Origin of the sequence: Tranquillimonas alkanivorans (assembly GCF_900115595.1) — a bacterium.
GTDB lineage: Bacteria > Pseudomonadota > Alphaproteobacteria > Rhodobacterales > Rhodobacteraceae > Tranquillimonas > Tranquillimonas alkanivorans.
The window spans coordinates 14,061-30,758 of record NZ_FOXA01000033.1 but is presented as its reverse complement, the minus strand read 5'-3'; the positions used below and the strand labels follow the sequence as shown (position 1 = coordinate 30,758).

Below are 16,698 nucleotides of genomic sequence, written 5' to 3'. Positions count from 1 at the left end.
CCGACGGCACCGCCCCGTTCGAAGTGCTCTACCTCGAGGGCGAGAACAGCCAGACCTTCGCCTCCGAGCCGACGCAGTGGATCACCCTGATCCCGACCACCTATAACGCGGACACGCTGGGCATCCGGCCCGAACTGATCGAGGGCGAGGTCAACAGCTGGGCCGCGCTGCTCGACCGGCAGTTCGCCGGAAAGGCCGCCATCCTCAACATCCGGTCGATCGGCATCATGGACGCCGCCATGGCGCTCGAGGCGCGGGGCGACGTGACCTACGGCGACAAGGGCAACATGACGCGCGAGGAGATCGACGCCACCATCGACGCCCTGATCGAGGCCAAGCGCAACGGCCAGTTCCGCACCTTCTGGACCAACTTCAACGAGAGCGTGAACCTGATGGCGAGCGGCGAAGTCGTCATCCAGTCGATGTGGTCGCCCGCAGTCACGGCCGTGCGCACGCAGGGCGTGCCTTGTGTCTACCAGCCGCTCAAGGAAGGCTACCGCGCCTGGGCCTCGGGCTTCGGCCTGCCCCGCACGCTGGAAGGACGCAAGGAAGACGCGGCCTACGAGTTCATCAACTGGTTCCTTTCGGGCTGGGCCGGCGCGCACCTGTCGCGGCAGGGCTATTATCCCGCCGTGCTCGAAACCGCGCGCGAGCACATGGAGCCCTACGAGTGGGATTACTGGTACGAGGGCGAGCCCGCGGCCGAGACCATCCGCGCCCCCAGCGGCGACGTGCTGGGAGAGGCCGGTGCGGTGCGTGATGGCGGCTCGTACGATGAACGCATGGGCGCGGTGGCGTGCTGGAACGCCGTAATGGACGAGAACCAGTACATGGTCCGCAAGTGGAACGAGTTCATCGCCGCATGAGCGAGAGCGTCCATATCGATGGTGTGCGCCGGCCGGCCCGGCGCACCCGGTTCCCCGGCCTGCGCCGGCGCGGCGGCGACACCTCGGCGCTGTGGCAGGCTGCGCCGATGGCGCTTGTCTTCACGCTGTTTTTTCTCGCGCCGCTGGCGCTGACGGTGATCGTCAGTTTCTGGGAATTCACGCAGTATTCTATCGAGCCCGCCTTCGTTCTGACGAACTACACCGACCTGTTCGACGGCTGCCTCGAAGACCTGCCGCGCCTGTGCACGACGCTGGCCACCTATCTTTCGACACTGAAGTTCTGCCTGCTGGTCTGGCTGACGACGCTGACGCTCGGCTTCACCGTCGCCTATTCCTCGCCTTCCACGTCCGCACCCTGCCGATGTAGGTGGCGTTCTTCCTGCTGTGCACGATCCCGTTTTGGACCTCGATCGTGATCCGGATGATCTCGTGGATCCCGCTTCTGGGCCGCAACGGGCTGGTGAACACCACGCTGATGAGCCTTGGAATCACCGACGCGCCGCTGGAATGGCTGCTTTATTCGGACTTCGCGGTCGTGCTGGCGCTGACGCACCTCTACACGCTGTTCATGGTGGTGCCGATCTTCAACTCGATGATGCGCATCGACCGCTCGCTGATCGAGGCCGCCGCCGATGCCGGCGCGAGCGGTGTCCAGACACTGGTCAACGTGATCATCCCGCTGGCCAAGCCGGGGATCATCATCGGGTCGATCTTCGTCGTCACCATCGTGATGGGCGACTTCCTGACAATCGGGATCATGGGCGGGCAGCAGATCGCCTCGGTCGACAAGACCATCCAGACCGAGATCCAGTACCTGCAATTCCCCTTCGCCGCCGCCAACGCCGTGCTGCTGCTGGTGGCCGTCATCTTCGCGATCTCGGCGCTGCTGCGCATGGTCGACATCCGCAGGGAGCTATAGGATGAACGGCGCCCCTCGCCCCCGGTCGTTCTATGTCCTCGCCGCGATCTTCGCGCTGTTTGTCCTGTTTCTCTACGGCCCGATGATCGCCATCGTCGTGCTGTCGTCTCAGGGACCGGACGGGGGACTGGTGTTCCCGATGAACGGCGTGTCGCTGCACTGGTTCAGGATGCTGTGGGACGACGGCGGCTCGGTGGACATCTCCGAGGCGTTCTTCCGCTCGTTCCGACTGGCCCTGACGGTGATGGTGCTGACGGTGGTCATCTCGGTGCTCGCGGGCCTTGCCTTCCGCTGCCGCTTCCCCGGCGCGATGCTGCTGCTCTATGTCGCCATCGCCAGTCTGATCGTGCCCTCCATCGTGGTGTCGCTGGGCATCGGGTTCGAGTTCCGCCTGATCGACAACGCCATCAAGGCACTGGGAACGGCGTGGGAGATCGAGAGCATCCAGTCCGGTTTCGTCACGGCGCTCGGCACCTTCACCTCAGGCCTGGGCGCGCACCTGACGTGGACGCTGCCGTTCGGGCTGCTGATTATGTTCGCCGTGTTCAACCGGTTCGACCCTTTCTACGAGGAGGCTGCCCGCGACCTGGGGGCGAGCCGCTGGCAGACCTTCGTGCACGTCACCCTGCCCATCATCGCGCCCTTCCTGATCGGCGTGGCGGTCTTCGGCTTCACGCTCTCTTGGGACGAACTGGCGCGGTCCAGCCAGGTGATGGGGTCGGACAACACGCTGCCCATGCAACTCGCCGCGCTGACGACGACTGTGACGACGCCCGAGATCTACGCGCTCGGTTCCGTGACGACGGGCGCGTCGCTTCTGTTGGTGGCGGTGCTGCTGTCGGTCGCCTTCGCCATCCGCCGAAGCCGGGCGCGGGGGTGAGCCGTGCGTCTGCACGTCGCCAACCCCAATAGCGATGCGGGCATGACCCGGACGATCGCGGCGGCCGCCGAGGCCATCGCGGCCCCGGGCACTTCCATCATCGCCACCCGCTCACGCACCGGTCCGGCCTCCATCGAAGGTTACCACGACGGCGCGTTGGCCGTGTCCGACCTGCTGGCGCGCGTGGCCGATACGTCGGCCGACGCGCATATTGTCGCCTGCTTCGACGACACCGGCCTCGACGCCGCACGCTGCGCGACATCGGTTCCGGTTGTCGGCATCGGCGAAGCCGCCTGTCTGATCGCCACACAGCTTGCCGAGCGCTACGTCGTCGTCACCTCGGCCGCCGTCTCGATCCCGGTTATCGAGGCCAATCTGCGCCGCTCCGGCCTCGCCACCCGCTGCGCCGGAGTGCACGCGGCCGGCGTGCCCGTCCTCGACATCGCGCAGGGCGCGGGCGGCCCCGACGATCCGGTCGCCGCCGCGGTCCGCCGTGCCGCCGCCGAGATACCCGGCGCGGCGATTGTCCTGGGCTGCGCCGGGATGGCCGATCTCGCCGGCGCCCTGACGAAAGAACTCGACCGGCCCGTCGTCGACGGCGTTGCCGCCGCCGTCACGATTGCGGAAGGCGTGGTGCGCCTTGGCCTTCGCACGGTGAAGGGCGGCGGTTACGGCGCACGGAGCAGCCGTCAGACCCTCGGATGAACAGGCGGGGAAGAGGGAAGGCGGCGCAGATACTATTCCGTATCGATCTGGCCAAGGACACGCTTCAGCCGCCGGACCTGCTGGTCCGCCGGCACATGCTTCGCCGGCTGATCGCATTCACGGTGTTGCGTTACAAGATCCTCCTGCTGTTCGTGGCGCCAGAGGCCGAAATTCCGCGTTTGCGACGCACGCGCTGATCGACGTGGGGCAGATTTCCATTGCAGATGCTAATCCTTGGCCAGCCCAATGGTGGTTTTGCTTCCGCCGGTGGGTGTCGTTACCGCGCGCAAAAAAATGTCCAGTCCCAGTTCGAAGCGGGCCTTCGCCTCTTCCAGCGACGGCGCGCGGTCCGGACACATCAGCAGGTCAAGCGCGTTGGGGCGGATCATGTCGCGCAGCAGCGCCGCGGCCGCATCTGTGTCGGCGATGTCGGCCTCGCCGCGCCTTACCGCCCGGTCAAGCTCCACCCGGATCAGATCCTGCATGACCCGCGGGCCGTTGTCGTACATGCTTCGCCCCATCGCGGGCGTCTCGGGCGTCTCCGCGATGACGGCGCGCAGGATCGCCAGCGGCAGGTCGCAGGGGCCGGGCAGCGGACGCGGCGCAAGCAGAAAGCGCAGGCGTTCGGCAAGCGGAAGCGCCAATTCCTCCTCGGACAGCGGGCGCACCAGCGTGCGGCGCAACCGGGCGAGGTAGGCATCGAACAGTGCCGCGCGGTCGTCGAACACCTCGTAAAGCGTGCGCTTCGACATCCCCGCCTCGCGGGCGAGCGCGGCCATCGTAACCCCGCTCATCCCGTGGCGCCGGAACACCGCGTCCAGCGCATCCAGGATCGCCGCGCGCCGATCCTCACGATCCATGGTCGCCGGTCGGCCCGCACCAATGCGCGCACTGCCCTGTTCAGTATCGCTGGCCATGATCGGTGCCTCCGCCATCGGCGCACAGCCTATTTGCTGCTGAGCGCACATCTTTCCGGTGCGAATGTCCTTGCCCGCCGCACGGTTCCGGTTTTAGAAACCGCACGGTTTTCTAATCCGGCCGCGGCGCCCGCGCAAGGTGCCCGCCAATCAGGAGCAGTCCGATGATCCGACTTCGCCGCGTGCTGCCGGCCCTCGTTCTTTCGTGCCTCGCCGCCGCCACCTGGGCGCAGGCGGAGCGTCCGCCCGCCGCCGTGACGGTGGTGACGATGCAGCCCGAGACGGTGACGCTGACCACGACCCTGCCCGGCCGCGTGCTGGCCTCGGCCGAGGCCGAGGTGCGTCCGCAGGTCGCCGGCGTCATCATCGAGCGGCTGTTCACCGAAGGTGGTCGGGTCGAGGCCGGGGATGAACTCTATCGCATCGACCCCGCCAGCTACGAGGCGGCGCTGGCGCAGGCCGAGGCCTCGGTCGCGCAGGCCCAGGCGCAACTCGACGCCGCCGAGCGTGAAGCCGCCCGGGTTCAGACGCTGCTCGACCGCAACGTGGCCAGTCAGCAGGTGGTGGACGACGCCACCGCCGCGCGCGACGCGGCGCAGGCCGCGCTGCAAGTGGCCGAGGCCGGGCTGCGATCCGCCCAGATCGAGCTCGACCGCACCATCATCCGCGCCCGCCTGTCCGGCGAGATCGGCCTGTCGCGCACCAGCCGCGGCGCGCTGGTCACCGCCAGCCAGGCCGAGCCGCTGGCGGTGATCCGCAACATCGACCCGGTCTACGTGGACGTGACGCAGTCGGCGGCGGATCTGCTGGCCTGGCGCCGCGGGCACGTGGACCAGGCCATGCAGAAGGCCGACCGCACCGTGACCCTGACGTTGCCCGACGGCGAAGCCTATGACCAGACCGGTACCCTGACCGCCGCCGAGCCGCACGTGGACGAGCAGACGGGCGTCGTAATGCTGCGCATGGAGTTCGACAATCCGGAAAAGCTGCTGCTGCCGGGCATGTACGTCCAGGTCGAAATGCCGACCGGCACCGCCGAAGGCGTGTTCCTGGCCCCGCAGGAAGGCGTGAGCCGCGACCGCCGCGGCCGGCCCACGGCGCTGGTGGTCAACGCCGAGAACGTGGTCGAGGAACGCCAGCTCACCGTCCTTCAGGACCGCGGCGCGCACTGGGTGGTCAGCGACGGGCTGCAAGCCGGCGACCGCCTGATCGTCGCCGGTCTGCAAAAGACGGCGCCCGGCGCCACCGTGACCCCCGAAGAGCGCGCGCGGAACGCCGACACGGCCCAGGGCGACGCTCCGGTCGAGAAGGCCGACGCCTCGGCCGCCGCCGAGACCGCCACCGAATAACCCCGTACCGGAGACCCCGCCGATGGCCCGCTTCTTCATCGACCGCCCCGTCTTCGCCTGGGTGGTCTCGATCCTGATCATGGCGATCGGCGTCCTGGCGATCCAGGTGCTGCCGATCGCCCAGTACCCGCGCATCGCGCCGCCTTCGGTGACGGTGAACGCGACCTATCCCGGCGCCTCGGCTGAAACCGTCGGCAACACGGTTACCCAGCTGATCGAGCAACAGATGACCGGGCTCGACGGGCTGCGCTACATCTCGTCAAGCTCGACCTCGTCGGGCCGCGCCAGCATCACGCTGACCTTCGAGACCGGAACCGATCCCGACATCGCGCAGGTGCAGGTGCAAAACAAGCTCGCCCGCGCTACGCCGCTACTGCCGGAGGCCGTGCAGCGGCAGGGGGTGAGCGTCCAGAAATCCTCCGCCGGGTTCCTCATGGTGGTCTCGCTGATCTCCGAGAACGACGAGTTCGAGGGTGTCGACCTGGCCGACTACATGATCAGCAACCTCGTGGACGAGCTCAGCCGGATCGAGGGCGTGGGCAACGTGCAGGTCTTCGGCGGCCAGTACGCCATGCGCATTTGGCTGGATCCGGCCAAGCTGGCGGCCTTCGAACTGACACCATCCGACGTGGTTGCAGCGGTGTCGGAAGAGAACGCGCAGATCTCGGCCGGCTCATTCGGCGCGCGGCCCGCACCCGCGGGCCAGCAGCTCAACGCCACCATCACCGCCCAGTCCCTTTTGCGCACGCCCGAGGATTTCCGCCAGATCGTCCTGCGGGCCGAAACGGACGGCGGGCTCGTGCTGCTCGACGACGTGGCGCGGGTCGAGATCGGGGCCGAGAACTACGCCACCATCTCGCGCTTCAACGGCGCGCCCTCGGCGGGCATGGCGATCAGCCTCGCCCCCGGCGCCAACGCGCTAGACACCGCCGAGGCGGTGAAGGAGCGGATGGCGGAGTTCGCCGAGTTCTTCCCCGAGGGGATGGACTACGTGATCCCGTTCGACACGACGCCGTTCGTCGAGATCTCGATCAACGAGGTGGTCAAGACGCTGTTCGAGGCGATCATCCTGGTCTTCCTCGTGATGTTCCTGTTCCTGCAGAACTTCCGCGCGACGCTGATCCCGACGCTGGCGGTTCCGGTGGTGCTGCTGGGCACCTTCGGCGTGCTGGCGGCGTTCGGCTTCACCATCAACACGCTGACCATGCTGGCAATGGTGCTGGCCATCGGCCTGCTAGTGGACGACGCCATCGTCGTGGTCGAAAACGTCGAACGGATCATGCACGAAGAAGGGCTGTCCCCGCGCGAGGCGACGCGCAAGTCGATGGACCAGATCACCGGCGCACTGATCGGCATCGCGGTGGTCCTGTCGGCCGTGTTTGTGCCGATGGCCTTCTTCGGCGGCTCGACCGGCGTGATCTATCAGCAGTTCGCCATCACCATCGTGTCGGCCATGGCGCTGTCGGTGGTCGTGGCGCTGACGCTGACGCCGGCGCTGTGCGCCACGCTGCTGAAGAACTCCGGCCACAAGACGCGTGGGCCGTTCGGCCTGTTCAATCGCGGGTTCGACAAGGTGCTGGGCGGCTATGCCGGCACCGTGGGCTGGATCGTCCGGCGGCCGCTGCGCGTGGGCCTTGTGTACCTGCTGCTGACGGTCGGCATGGTCCTGCTGTTCATGCGCACGCCCACCGGCTTCCTGCCGGAAGAGGACCAGGGCATCCTGTTCACCATGGTTCAGGCCCCCACCGGTGCGACGGCCGAACGGACGCTGGACGTGGTCGAGCAGATCGAAAGCTACTACCTCGAGCAAGAGGGCGAGGCGGTGCAGTCGGTGTTCGGCGTCGTTGGCTTCGGCTTCGCCGGGCAGGGCCAGAACATGGGCCTCGTCTTCGTCCGCCTGAAGGACTGGGAAGAACGGCAGGACCCGGCGCTAAGCGCGCAGGCCGTCGCCGGCCGCGCCTTCGGCGCGCTCGGCCAAATCCGCGACGCCATGGTGTTCCCGGTCGTGCCGCCCTCGGTGATCGAGCTGGGCAACGTCTCGGGCTTCGACTTCTATCTTCAGGCGCGCGGCGGACAAAGCCACGACGACCTGCTGGCCGCGCGCAACCAGCTTCTGGGCATGGCCGCGCAAAGCGATCTGATCGCCTCGGCCCGGCCCTCGGGGCTTGAGGACGCGGCGCAGTTCAACCTCGACATCGACTGGCGCAAGGCCGGGGCGATGGGGGTTTCGGCCTCGGACGTCGGGCGTCTTCTCCAGGTCGCCTGGGCGGGCAGCTACGTGAACGACTTCCTCGACCAGGGCCGCATCAAGCGCGTCTACGTGCAGGGTGAGCCGTCGTCGCGGGCGACGCCCTCCGACATCTCGAAATGGCGCGTCCGTAACGCCAGCGGCGGCCTGGTGCCGTTCTCGAACTTCGCCGACGGCGAATGGGCCTACGGTCCGCAGGGCCTCAACCGCTACAACGGCGTGCCGGCGATGCAGATCCAGGGCTCGCCCGCGCCGGGAGTGACCACCGGCGAGGCGATGGCCGAGATCGAGCGGCTGGCCGTTCAGCTTCCCGGCTTCGACGTGGCCTGGACCGGCCTGTCGCTCGAAGAGCGGGAGTCGGGAAACCAGGCGCCGCTGCTCTATGCCCTGTCGCTGGCCGCGGTGTTCCTGTCACTGGCCGCGCTCTACGAAAGCTGGGCGATCCCGTTCGCGGTAATGCTGGCCATGCCAATCGGCGTTCTGGGCGCGCTTGCAGGCGCGTGGCTGGGCGGGTTCGAGAACGGGGTCTTTTTCCAGGTGGGCCTGCTGACCGTGATCGGCCTGACCGGCAAGAACGCGATCCTGATCGTCGAGTTCGCCCGCGACCGGCAGGAGGCCGGCGAGCCGATGCTGACGGCGGTGCGCGAAGCCGCCCGACAGCGCTTCCGCCCCATCATCATGACCTCGATGGCCTTCTCTCTGGGCGTCCTGCCTCTGGTGCTGAGCTCTGGCGCAGGTTCGGGCGGGCGCACCGCCATCGGCTCGGGGGTGCTGGGCGGCACCATCTCGGCCACCGTCCTGGGCGTGCTGTTCGTGCCGCTGTTCTACGTCGTGGTGGCAAGCATCGCCCGGATGGGACGGCGTGCACCGGCATCGCACGGGGAGAGGGCAAACGCCCGACTGGACGTCTAAGCGGAGGCGAAAGGTCCGCACCCGTTGCGTGGGAGACTTCTTTTCGGCGCTGCAGCTGCCGCTCTGGTCGCGCTTCTGGAGCACCATCTCGGGGTGGTTCCAGGAGCGTCGGGCGACGGCTTCGCTGCCGGACCGGGGCGTGGATCGGCCGCTCGCGCGGAACGACGAAGGCGCAGCGTGCTGCATGGTCCACGACAGCTTTTTGTCGTCCGCAGCAGCGATAGGCGGATGCTCATGAACCACGATCATGAATTGGAATCGGCTGACCCATACTGGTCAATCGATGACCGGAGTGGAATCTTCAAGTCCGTCGGGACCTTCACGTTCCTGCTTCGACCCGTGCGATGACGCGGAGTGGTCCTGAGGACCGGACCCAGTTCGATCCGGAGAAAAACACGCGAGCGAACATCGACGCAGCCTGTCATGAGGTAGAGGTCGAACCCGATACCCGCTTCCGTGGGTTGTAGGCGAGGAACAGGCCCTTACCGGCACCAAGTACGGGCGCTTGCGTCCGGGTCGAGCAGGCACGCGCCGTCCGCTTCGACAGCTCACGATTTAAGCGACTGAGTGAATTTTCGTCGTTGGTCGTTCAACCGCTGCAGGAACAGGAACATCTGCAGGATCGAAGGGTTGCCGGCACGAGCGCCATTCTCCCCCGACAGAGAATTGAGAAAGAGGTTCGCGATATGACGTCACCTTCCGACACATCCAGGCAGGGCGGCGCGCGTGTCACGCGGCGCGGGCTGCTCAAGGGCTCGGCGGCCAGCGGCGTCGCCGCGATCGGCAGTTACCGTGCCGAGGCGCAGGCGGCGGACGAGACGCCGGGCGGCGAGACGGTGGATGTCACGCTGACGATCAACGGGCGCGAGCAGGCGTTCTCGCTCGACGCGCGCACGACGCTTCTGGACCTCTTGCGCGAAGAGCAGGACCTGACCGGCACCAAGGTCGGCTGCAACCACGGCCAGTGCGGCGCCTGCACGGTGCTGCTCGACGGCACTCGCATCAACTCGTGCCTGACGCTGGCGGCCATGGCCGACGGGTCCGAGGTTACGACGATCGAGGGGCTGGGCACCCCCGACGAGCTGCACCCGATGCAGCAGGCCTTCATCGAGAACGACGGCTTCCAGTGCGGCTATTGCACGCCCGGCCAGATCATGAGCGCCGTGGGCCTGGTCGCCGAGGGGCACGCCGGGGACGAGGCCGAGATCCGCGAATACATGTCGGGCAACCTGTGCCGCTGCGGCGCCTACAAGGGCATCGTCGAGGCGATCAGGCAGGCCCGCGACGAGACACGCGAGCGGATGGAGGCCACCTGATGCGACCCTTCAGCTACCAACGCCCCGCCAGCGCCGACGAGGCCGTGGCCGTGGTCGAGCCCATGGGCGTGGCCGGGCAGGGCGGGGCCTTCCTCGCCGGCGGCACCACGGTGATCGACCTGATGAAGCTGCACGTCGTCACGCCGCCGAGCCTGACCGACCTGCGCGGACTCGGGCTCGACACGATCGAGGAGGGCGACGACGGCCGGCTCGAGGTCGGCGCCCGGGTGACGATGGCCCAGGCGGCCGAGCATCCCGCCTTCCGCGACCGCGCGCCTGTCCTGTCGGACGCGCTGTGGAAGGCGGCGAGCCCGCAACTGCGCAACGTGGCGACGCTGGGCGGCAACGTCCTCCAGCGCACCCGCTGCCCGTATTTCCGCGACAACGTAAGCCCCTGCAACAAGCGCGACCCGGGCTCGGGCTGCGCGGCCATCGACGGCTTCAACCGCCTGCTCGCGGTGCTGGGCACCTCCGAACAGTGCATCGCCAGCTATGCCGGCGACTGGGCCAACGCGCTGATCCTGTTCGACGCGACGGTGCTGACGCAGACCGGGGACGGCGGGCGCGAGATCCCGTTCGCCGACCTGCACGTGCCGCCGACCGACGACCCTGCGCGCGAGACGATCCTGGCCGACGACGAACTGATCCTGGGCTACCGGCTGACGATCCCCGACTGGGCGCGCCGGTCGGTCTATGTCAAGGCGCGCGACCGCGAGAGCTATGCCTTCGCGCTGGCTTCGGCCGCGGTGGCGCTGGACATGGACGGCGACACCGTGCGCGAGGCTCGGATCGGGCTGGGCGGCGTGGCCACGGTGCCGTGGCGCGCGCGAGAGACCGAGGAGTGGCTGGCCGGCAAGACGCTGGACGAGGACACCGCGCTCGAGGCCGGGCGCATCGCCTTCGACGGCGCGCAAGGCTACGGCCACAACGACTTCAAGATCCCGCTGGGGCGGAACACGGTGGCCAAGGGGCTGCTGGACGCCGCGGGACGCGACCTGACCGAGGAGGCGCAGCAATGACCATCGGAGCCCCCGTCAACCGCATCGACGGCCGCCTCAAGGTCACGGGCGATGCGCGCTACGCGGCCGACTACGCCGTGCCCAAGCCGCTCTACGGCCACCTCGTGACCTCGACCATCGGGCTTGGAACCATCACCGGCATCGACGACGCCGCCGCGCGCGCGGTGCCGGGCGTGCGGGCCATCTATCACCACGCCAACCCGCTGCCGGTCGCCGAGGCTTCGGCCTTCTTCGGCACGGGCGGCCGGTCGCAGCAGTCGTGGCAGCCCTTCGCCCGGCCCGACGTGCGCTTTTACGGCGAGACGGTCGCCCTCGTCGTGGCCGACACGATCCTGGCCGCGCGCGAGGCGGCGAAGTTGCTGAACTTCGAGTATCAGGCGCAGGACCCCGCCGCGGTCTTCCGGGCTGAGGGGACCGAGTCCGAGGCGTTGCCCGACCGCGGCCTGAGCGCCGGCGACATCGACGCGGCGATGGAGACCGCGGCGCAGGTGGTCGAGCAGGACTACGACACCGCCGCCAACACCCACAACGCGATGGAGCTGTTCGCGACCACGGCGCAGTGGACCGGCGAGGAGGTCACCGTCTTCGTGCCCTCCCAGTGGGTCGAGGGGTTCCAGGCGGGGCTCGCGACCGAGCTGGGAATTCCGCCCGACCGCATCCGCGTCGTGTCGCCCTATATCGGCGGCGGCTTCGGCGGGAAGGGCACGCTTTTCACCTGGACGTCGCTCGTGGCGCTGGCGGCGCGGGCGCTGGAGCGGCCGGTGAAGCTCTACGTCACGCGCGAGCAGGGCTTTACCACCGCCTCCTACCGGGCAGAGACGCGACAGCGCTTCCGGCTCGGGGCGCAGGCGGACGGCCGCTTCACCGCCTTCGATCACCGGGGCGACGAGCTTTCGTCGCGCGCCGACACCTACGTGGTCAACGGGGCCGAGGCCACGGCGCGGATGTACCACGCCGACGCCGTGCGCACCGAGGTGACCTGTGTGCATGCCGACCGGCAGACGCCCGGCTTCATGCGCGCACCGGCCGAGACGCCGTACTACTTCGCGCTCGAGTCGGGCGTGGACGAAATGGCACGCAAGCTGAACATGGACCCGGTCGAGCTGCGCCGGGTCAACGACATTGACGCCGAGCCGGTGGATGGCGCGCCTTATACCTCGCGCTCGCTGATGGAGTGCTACGACATCGCGGGCGAGGCCTTCGGCTGGTCGAACTACGACCCGACCATCGGCGCCTTCCGCGAGGGTGACGAGCTGATCGGCTGGGGCTGCGCCACCGCCGCCTATCCCACGCAGATGTCGCCCTGCGCCGTGCGCATCCATATGGACATCACCGGCAAGGTGAAGGTTTCGGTCGCCAGCCACGACGTCGGCACCGGCGCCTACACGGTGCTGGCACAGGCCGCGGCCAACGCGCTCGGGGTGCCGGTCGACGGCGTGACCGTGGCGCTCGGCGATTCGCGCCTGCCGCCGGGCACCATCGCCGGCGGCTCGATCTCGACCGCGTCGAACGTCACGGTGATCGAACAGGCCTGCGCCTCGATCCTCGAGCGTCTGGGCACCACCGCGCAGGAGATGAACGTCGAGCAGGCGTTCTCGGAGTTTGGACAGAACGCGATCGAGGAATACGCCGAGTGGGTGCCGCCGGCGGCGAGCGAGGGCGCGGGCAAGTCGCTCTACAACGGTCGCATCCGGATTGTGGGCGGGGCCGAGGAGAAGTACGTCGCCTTCGCCTTCGGGGCCGAGTTCGCCGAGGTGCGCATCAACCGCTACACGCGCGAGATTCGGGTGCCGCGCCTGATCGGCGCCTTCGCCGCCGGGCGGATCATGAACGAGCAGACGGCGCGTTCGCAGTACCTGGGCGGCATGGTCTGGGGGATCGGCCACGCGCTGCACGAGGCGACCGAGGTGGACCCGCGCACGGGTGCCGTGATGAACGACAATATCTCGGAATACCTCGTCCCCGTGAACGCCGACGTGCCGCATATCGAGGCGATCATGGTCCCCGAGACGGATACCATCGTGAACCCAGCCGGCATCAAGGGCATCGGCGAGATCGGCATCGTCGGCACGGCGGCCGCCATCGCCAACGCCGTGCACCACGCCACCGGCATCCGCGTCCGCAAGGTCCCCATCCGGCTGGACGACCTGCTGCCGGCCTGACGCCGCCTGATCAACCGAAGACGCGGGGTGCCCGCGTCTTCGTCGGCTTGGGCATTGTCGCCCGGTTGTGAAACCGGCGCATCGCCGTCCGGGCGCCCTAGACCTCTCCGCGCGCCGCGAGCGTCTTGATCCGGTCGGCGATGTGGACCGCCAGCGCCATGATGGTCATAGAGGGGTTCACGCCGCCGCCCGTGGGAAACAGCGAGCCATCGCAGACCCACAGGTTCGGCACGTCCCAGCTGCGCCCGTCGCCGTCCACCACGCTGTCCTCGGGCGTGAAGCCCATGCGGCAGCCGCCCATCAGGTGCGCCGTGCCTTCCGAGGTGAAAAGCTGCTGGCCGCCCGCGCCGGCCATCGCCTCGCGCATGAAGCGCACGGAGTGATCCGAAAGTGCGCGGTCGTTGTCGCACATCGAATAGGTGACGCGCGCGCGGGGCACGCCCAGCGGGTCGGTCTCGTCGGCCAGTTCGACGCGGTTGCGCTCCTGCGGCATGGTCTCGCCCACGATCTTGAGCCCGGCCATGTGGTTATAGTCGGCCATGCGCTGGCGCAACTCCATGCCGAAGATGCCTTCGGCATCCGCCACGGTGGTGGCGAAGTCGGCGGGCAGGGGGCCCTGGCTCATGAAGGCGTAGCCGCCGAAGAAGTCCTTATGGTCGTCGGCATAGTTCCAGTGCTCGCACACGGCGAGCGACGGCGGCCCCTTGTACCATCGGATCTCTTCTTCGAACCGGCCCCAGACGGCGTGGTTCGCGTGCACCATCAGGTTCTTGCCGACGAGGCCCGAAGAGTTCGCCAGCCCGCCTGGATGCGCGGGAGAGGCGGAGTTCAGCAGCAGGCGTGGTGTCTCGATCGAATAGCCCGCGACGACCACGTTGCGCGCCTTCTGCCGCCGCCACTCCCCGTCTCGATGATAAAGCACGCCGGCTGCCCGCCCGTCGCGCCCGGTCTCGATCCGGGTGACGGTGGCGAGGTCGCGGATCTCGGCGCCGGCGGCAAGCGCACGTGGAACGAAGGTGTTCAGCGTGCTCTGCTTGGCATTGGTCGCGCAGCCGATCTTGCAGAACCCGCGATAGACGCAGGGCGGCGACTTGCCGTGCGGCGCCGAGACGGTGGCGTTGGGGCAGGCGGCCCAGTCCACGCCCATCGCCTCGCACGCGCGGGCCAGCACGTGGGCCGAGGCGTTCAGCTCGTGTTCGCGATACGGATAGCGGCCGCGCTTCGGACCCCACGGATAGCGGACGGGTCCGGCGATCTTCAGCGCCTCCTCGACCTCGTCATAGCACTGCCACATCCGCCGCCAGTCCACCGGCCAGTCGTGGCCGTAACCCAGCAGCGAGCGTGACCTGAACCACTCGGGCCGGAAGCGCAGGGCGACCATCTGGTAATGCACCGTCGAGCCGCCCACGGCGCAGCCGGAGTTGTTCGAGCCAAGCGCGATCGGGTCGTCGCCCTCGGACAGCCGGTCCTCGAGCCAGTAGAGCTTGTCCTGGTGCCGCTCGTCCGAGGCGAAGTCCTCGAGCGGCCGCCAGAACGGACCGGCATCCATGGCGACGACGGAAAAGCCTGCCTCGGCCAGCTTGCCCGCCAGCGTGCCGCCGCCCGCGCCGGTGCCGACAATGACGAAATCAACCTCCTCGGCGTCGCCGTAGCAGCGCATCGGCACCCAGTCGCCGTGGCTGAAGACGTCGGGCGCGCGTCCGTCGCGCGCGCGCGGCTCAAGGTCTTCGATCAGGGGCATCAGCGGCGCCTCCGATCGGAGGGGGCCTCCCACGGGTCCATGCGGTCGGCGCCCAGCCGGACATAGCCGCGCGGTGCCGCCGGGCCGCCGAAGCCGATCTCGCTCAGCGCGGCGGGGTGGGCGTAGTAGATGCGCACCACCTCGTTCAGCATCACCGAGCGGAAGAAGCGGTGCGGCGGCATGCCGTTCCAGTGCGGACCCTCCGCGTCACCGTTCGACACGTCGCGCAGAAGCGCGTCCTGCCGTTCGGCCGTCAGATCCGAGAAGGCAGTCTCGTGGCGCTCCTGCGCCTCGGCCTCGATGGCGGCAAGGCCGGTGCGCCAGGCCTCGCGCATCTGCGGCATCGTTGTGTAGCGGGTGCCGTTGGTGCGGTTCTCGGCCAGCGCGCGATCGATCCACGGCGCGATCGGGATCGGGTCCGGGCGGTCCGGCTGGGGGATCAGCCGGTCGCAGACGGCGTTCAGGGTACGCCACTCGGTCTCCGAGAAGAACGCCCGCTCCGGCACGTCCTTCAGCCGGTCGGCATAGACGCGGCGGGTGGTGTCGTCGAAGGACACGCTGTCCCACTTCGCAAGGATGTCGTAGCCGGGATAGGGTGGGTCGAAGCGGTCGGTCATCGTCTCCCCTCGTCGCGGATGTCCATCAGGTCCAGCGCGCCCAGACCGGCGAGCCCGAGGCCTACGAAGGCCGGCGGCGCGGCCACCGGCGGGCCCTGGATCAAGTTCTGCCGCCAGTTGCGCCAGCCGCCATGGTTGCGGTGCACGCCCCAGGCGTGGAACGCGACGCCCGCCGCCCCGGCCGCGGCGGTGGTCCAGCAGGCGGCGCGGGCCAGCCGGCGCAGACCCGCCGCGGGATCGGCCGCCGCCGCGCCAAGAACGAGGGCCGCGGCGGGCGGGGCCGTGACGGGCACGAACATGAACGGGTTCTGGAATGCGCCACGGAAGTGCAACAGCCCGGCCTCGGCGCTTGTCGCCAGCAAGTTCAGCGCGGTCAAGCCGGCCAGCAGGCGCCCCTCGACCCGCGGCGGCATTATCGGTGCACGGCGCAGCCGCCCTTCAGCCAACCCGTACAGGCCCGAGGCGGCGAGACCTCCCGGCGCGCCAACCGGCGCGGCGTAGAACAGGTTGTTCATCGACGTCAGCCCACCGGGTCGCTTGCCGATGTTCCAGACATGGAAGGCGAGCCCCGCGGTGCCCGTGACAAGCGACGCCGCGTGCGCCACGTCCCGCGCCACGGCGTCATCCCGTGGCGTGGCCGGAGGACGCACGGCGGTGGCCGCAAGCGCGGTGCCCGCGACGGCGGGGGCCAGGTACATGGCGTCATTGCAATAGCCGCCGCGGAAGTGCTCCATCAGGCTGTCGGCCGCGACGCTGCCCGCCAGCGCCATCGCGCCGTGCCGCACCTTCGCGGCCGCCGCCGCGCGCGGCTCGGCCCGCGGGCGCGGTTTGCGCGCGTTCAGCGCCTGGGCTACGACCAGTCCGCAGGCGGCAAGGCCAAGCACGCCCAGCATCCGGCCCGTCGTGTGCCGCGTGTCGCCCCCATGCCCGCGCGGCCGCCGCCACTCGGGCAGCGGCTTGCGGACCTGGCGCAGGTGGTCGGGCCGGACGTCACGCACGGGCGCACCATCCTGTCAGCCTTGCAAG

13 protein-coding genes and 1 pseudogene are annotated in these 16,698 nt (G+C 68.9%); 10 read left to right on the top strand and 4 right to left on the bottom strand.

The window, feature by feature from the left end; translation table 11 throughout:
* From BM162_RS19675 to BM162_RS19655, 5 genes and pseudogenes are all read left to right on the top strand, one after another.
* A partial coding sequence (locus tag BM162_RS19675; protein WP_093425334.1) for an ABC transporter substrate-binding protein occupies positions 1–866 on the top strand: 866 nt, incomplete at its 5' end.
* A gap of 107 nt (positions 867–973) precedes the next feature.
* Positions 974–1,806: pseudogene (locus BM162_RS19670) on the top strand (ABC transporter permease).
* A 1-nt stretch (position 1,807) separates the two neighbouring features.
* Complete coding sequence (locus tag BM162_RS19665) at positions 1,808–2,686, top strand: ABC transporter permease (protein ID WP_093425332.1); 879 nt, start codon at positions 1,808–1,810, stop codon at positions 2,684–2,686.
* Between the two features lie 3 nt (positions 2,687–2,689).
* On the top strand, positions 2,690–3,391 hold the full coding sequence (locus tag BM162_RS19660) for an aspartate/glutamate racemase family protein (protein WP_093425331.1): 702 nt from the start codon (positions 2,690–2,692) through the stop codon (positions 3,389–3,391).
* The gene (locus BM162_RS19655; RefSeq protein ID WP_093425330.1) at positions 3,388–3,588 is read left to right on the top strand and encodes a hypothetical protein; all 201 of its coding nucleotides are present in this window, start codon (positions 3,388–3,390) and stop codon (positions 3,586–3,588) included. Before BM162_RS19660 ends, BM162_RS19655 begins: the two co-directional genes overlap by 4 nt.
* Before the next feature lie 30 nt (positions 3,589–3,618).
* Here the strand turns inward: BM162_RS19655 and BM162_RS19650 are convergent, their stop codons facing one another.
* Positions 3,619–4,308 (bottom strand): TetR/AcrR family transcriptional regulator, encoded by a 690-nt coding sequence (locus BM162_RS19650; RefSeq protein ID WP_177215279.1) that lies wholly within the window; start codon positions 4,306–4,308, stop codon positions 3,619–3,621.
* Between the two features lie 164 nt (positions 4,309–4,472).
* On the opposite strand from BM162_RS19650, the gene BM162_RS19645 reads away from it, so the two are divergent.
* The 5 genes from BM162_RS19645 to BM162_RS19625 all read left to right on the top strand — a co-directional run bounded on the left by BM162_RS19645 (position 4,473) and on the right by BM162_RS19625 (position 13,314).
* Positions 4,473–5,657 carry an efflux RND transporter periplasmic adaptor subunit gene (locus tag BM162_RS19645; RefSeq protein ID WP_093425327.1) on the top strand — a complete coding sequence of 395 codons (1,185 nt, stop codon included), beginning with the start codon at positions 4,473–4,475 and terminating at the stop codon, positions 5,655–5,657.
* A 22-nt stretch (positions 5,658–5,679) separates the two neighbouring features.
* Entirely contained in the window at positions 5,680–8,817 is a 3,138-nt protein-coding gene (locus tag BM162_RS19640) for an efflux RND transporter permease subunit (protein ID WP_093425325.1), read from the top strand.
* 686 nt (positions 8,818–9,503) lie between these two features.
* Complete coding sequence (locus BM162_RS19635) at positions 9,504–10,133, top strand: (2Fe-2S)-binding protein (protein ID WP_093425324.1); 630 nt, start codon at positions 9,504–9,506, stop codon at positions 10,131–10,133.
* Positions 10,133–11,152, top strand: a complete 1,020-nt coding sequence (locus BM162_RS19630) for an FAD binding domain-containing protein (RefSeq protein ID WP_093425322.1) — start codon at positions 10,133–10,135, stop codon at positions 11,150–11,152. Before BM162_RS19635 ends, BM162_RS19630 begins: the two co-directional genes overlap by 1 nt.
* A complete protein-coding gene (locus tag BM162_RS19625; RefSeq protein WP_093425321.1) occupies positions 11,149–13,314 on the top strand; it encodes a xanthine dehydrogenase family protein molybdopterin-binding subunit in 2,166 nt (721 codons plus the stop codon). The genes BM162_RS19630 and BM162_RS19625 overlap by 4 nt, the downstream gene beginning before the upstream one ends.
* A 97-nt stretch (positions 13,315–13,411) precedes the next feature.
* Here BM162_RS19625 and BM162_RS19620 read toward each other — a convergent pair whose 3' ends face one another.
* The 3 genes from BM162_RS19620 to BM162_RS19610 are packed head-to-tail and all read right to left on the bottom strand — an operon-like array spanning position 13,412 to position 16,670.
* On the bottom strand, positions 13,412–15,055 hold the full coding sequence (locus BM162_RS19620; protein WP_093425319.1) for a GMC family oxidoreductase: 1,644 nt from the start codon (positions 15,053–15,055) through the stop codon (positions 13,412–13,414).
* Positions 15,055–15,672: a gluconate 2-dehydrogenase subunit 3 family protein gene (locus tag BM162_RS19615; RefSeq protein ID WP_093425318.1), complete on the bottom strand. Its 618-nt coding sequence runs from the start codon at positions 15,670–15,672 to the stop codon at positions 15,055–15,057. The genes BM162_RS19620 and BM162_RS19615 overlap by 1 nt, the downstream gene beginning before the upstream one ends.
* Positions 15,669–16,670 (bottom strand): hypothetical protein, encoded by a 1,002-nt coding sequence (locus BM162_RS19610; protein ID WP_093425316.1) that lies wholly within the window; start codon positions 16,668–16,670, stop codon positions 15,669–15,671. Before BM162_RS19610 ends, BM162_RS19615 begins: the two co-directional genes overlap by 4 nt.
* Positions 16,671–16,698 lie beyond the last annotated feature (28 nt).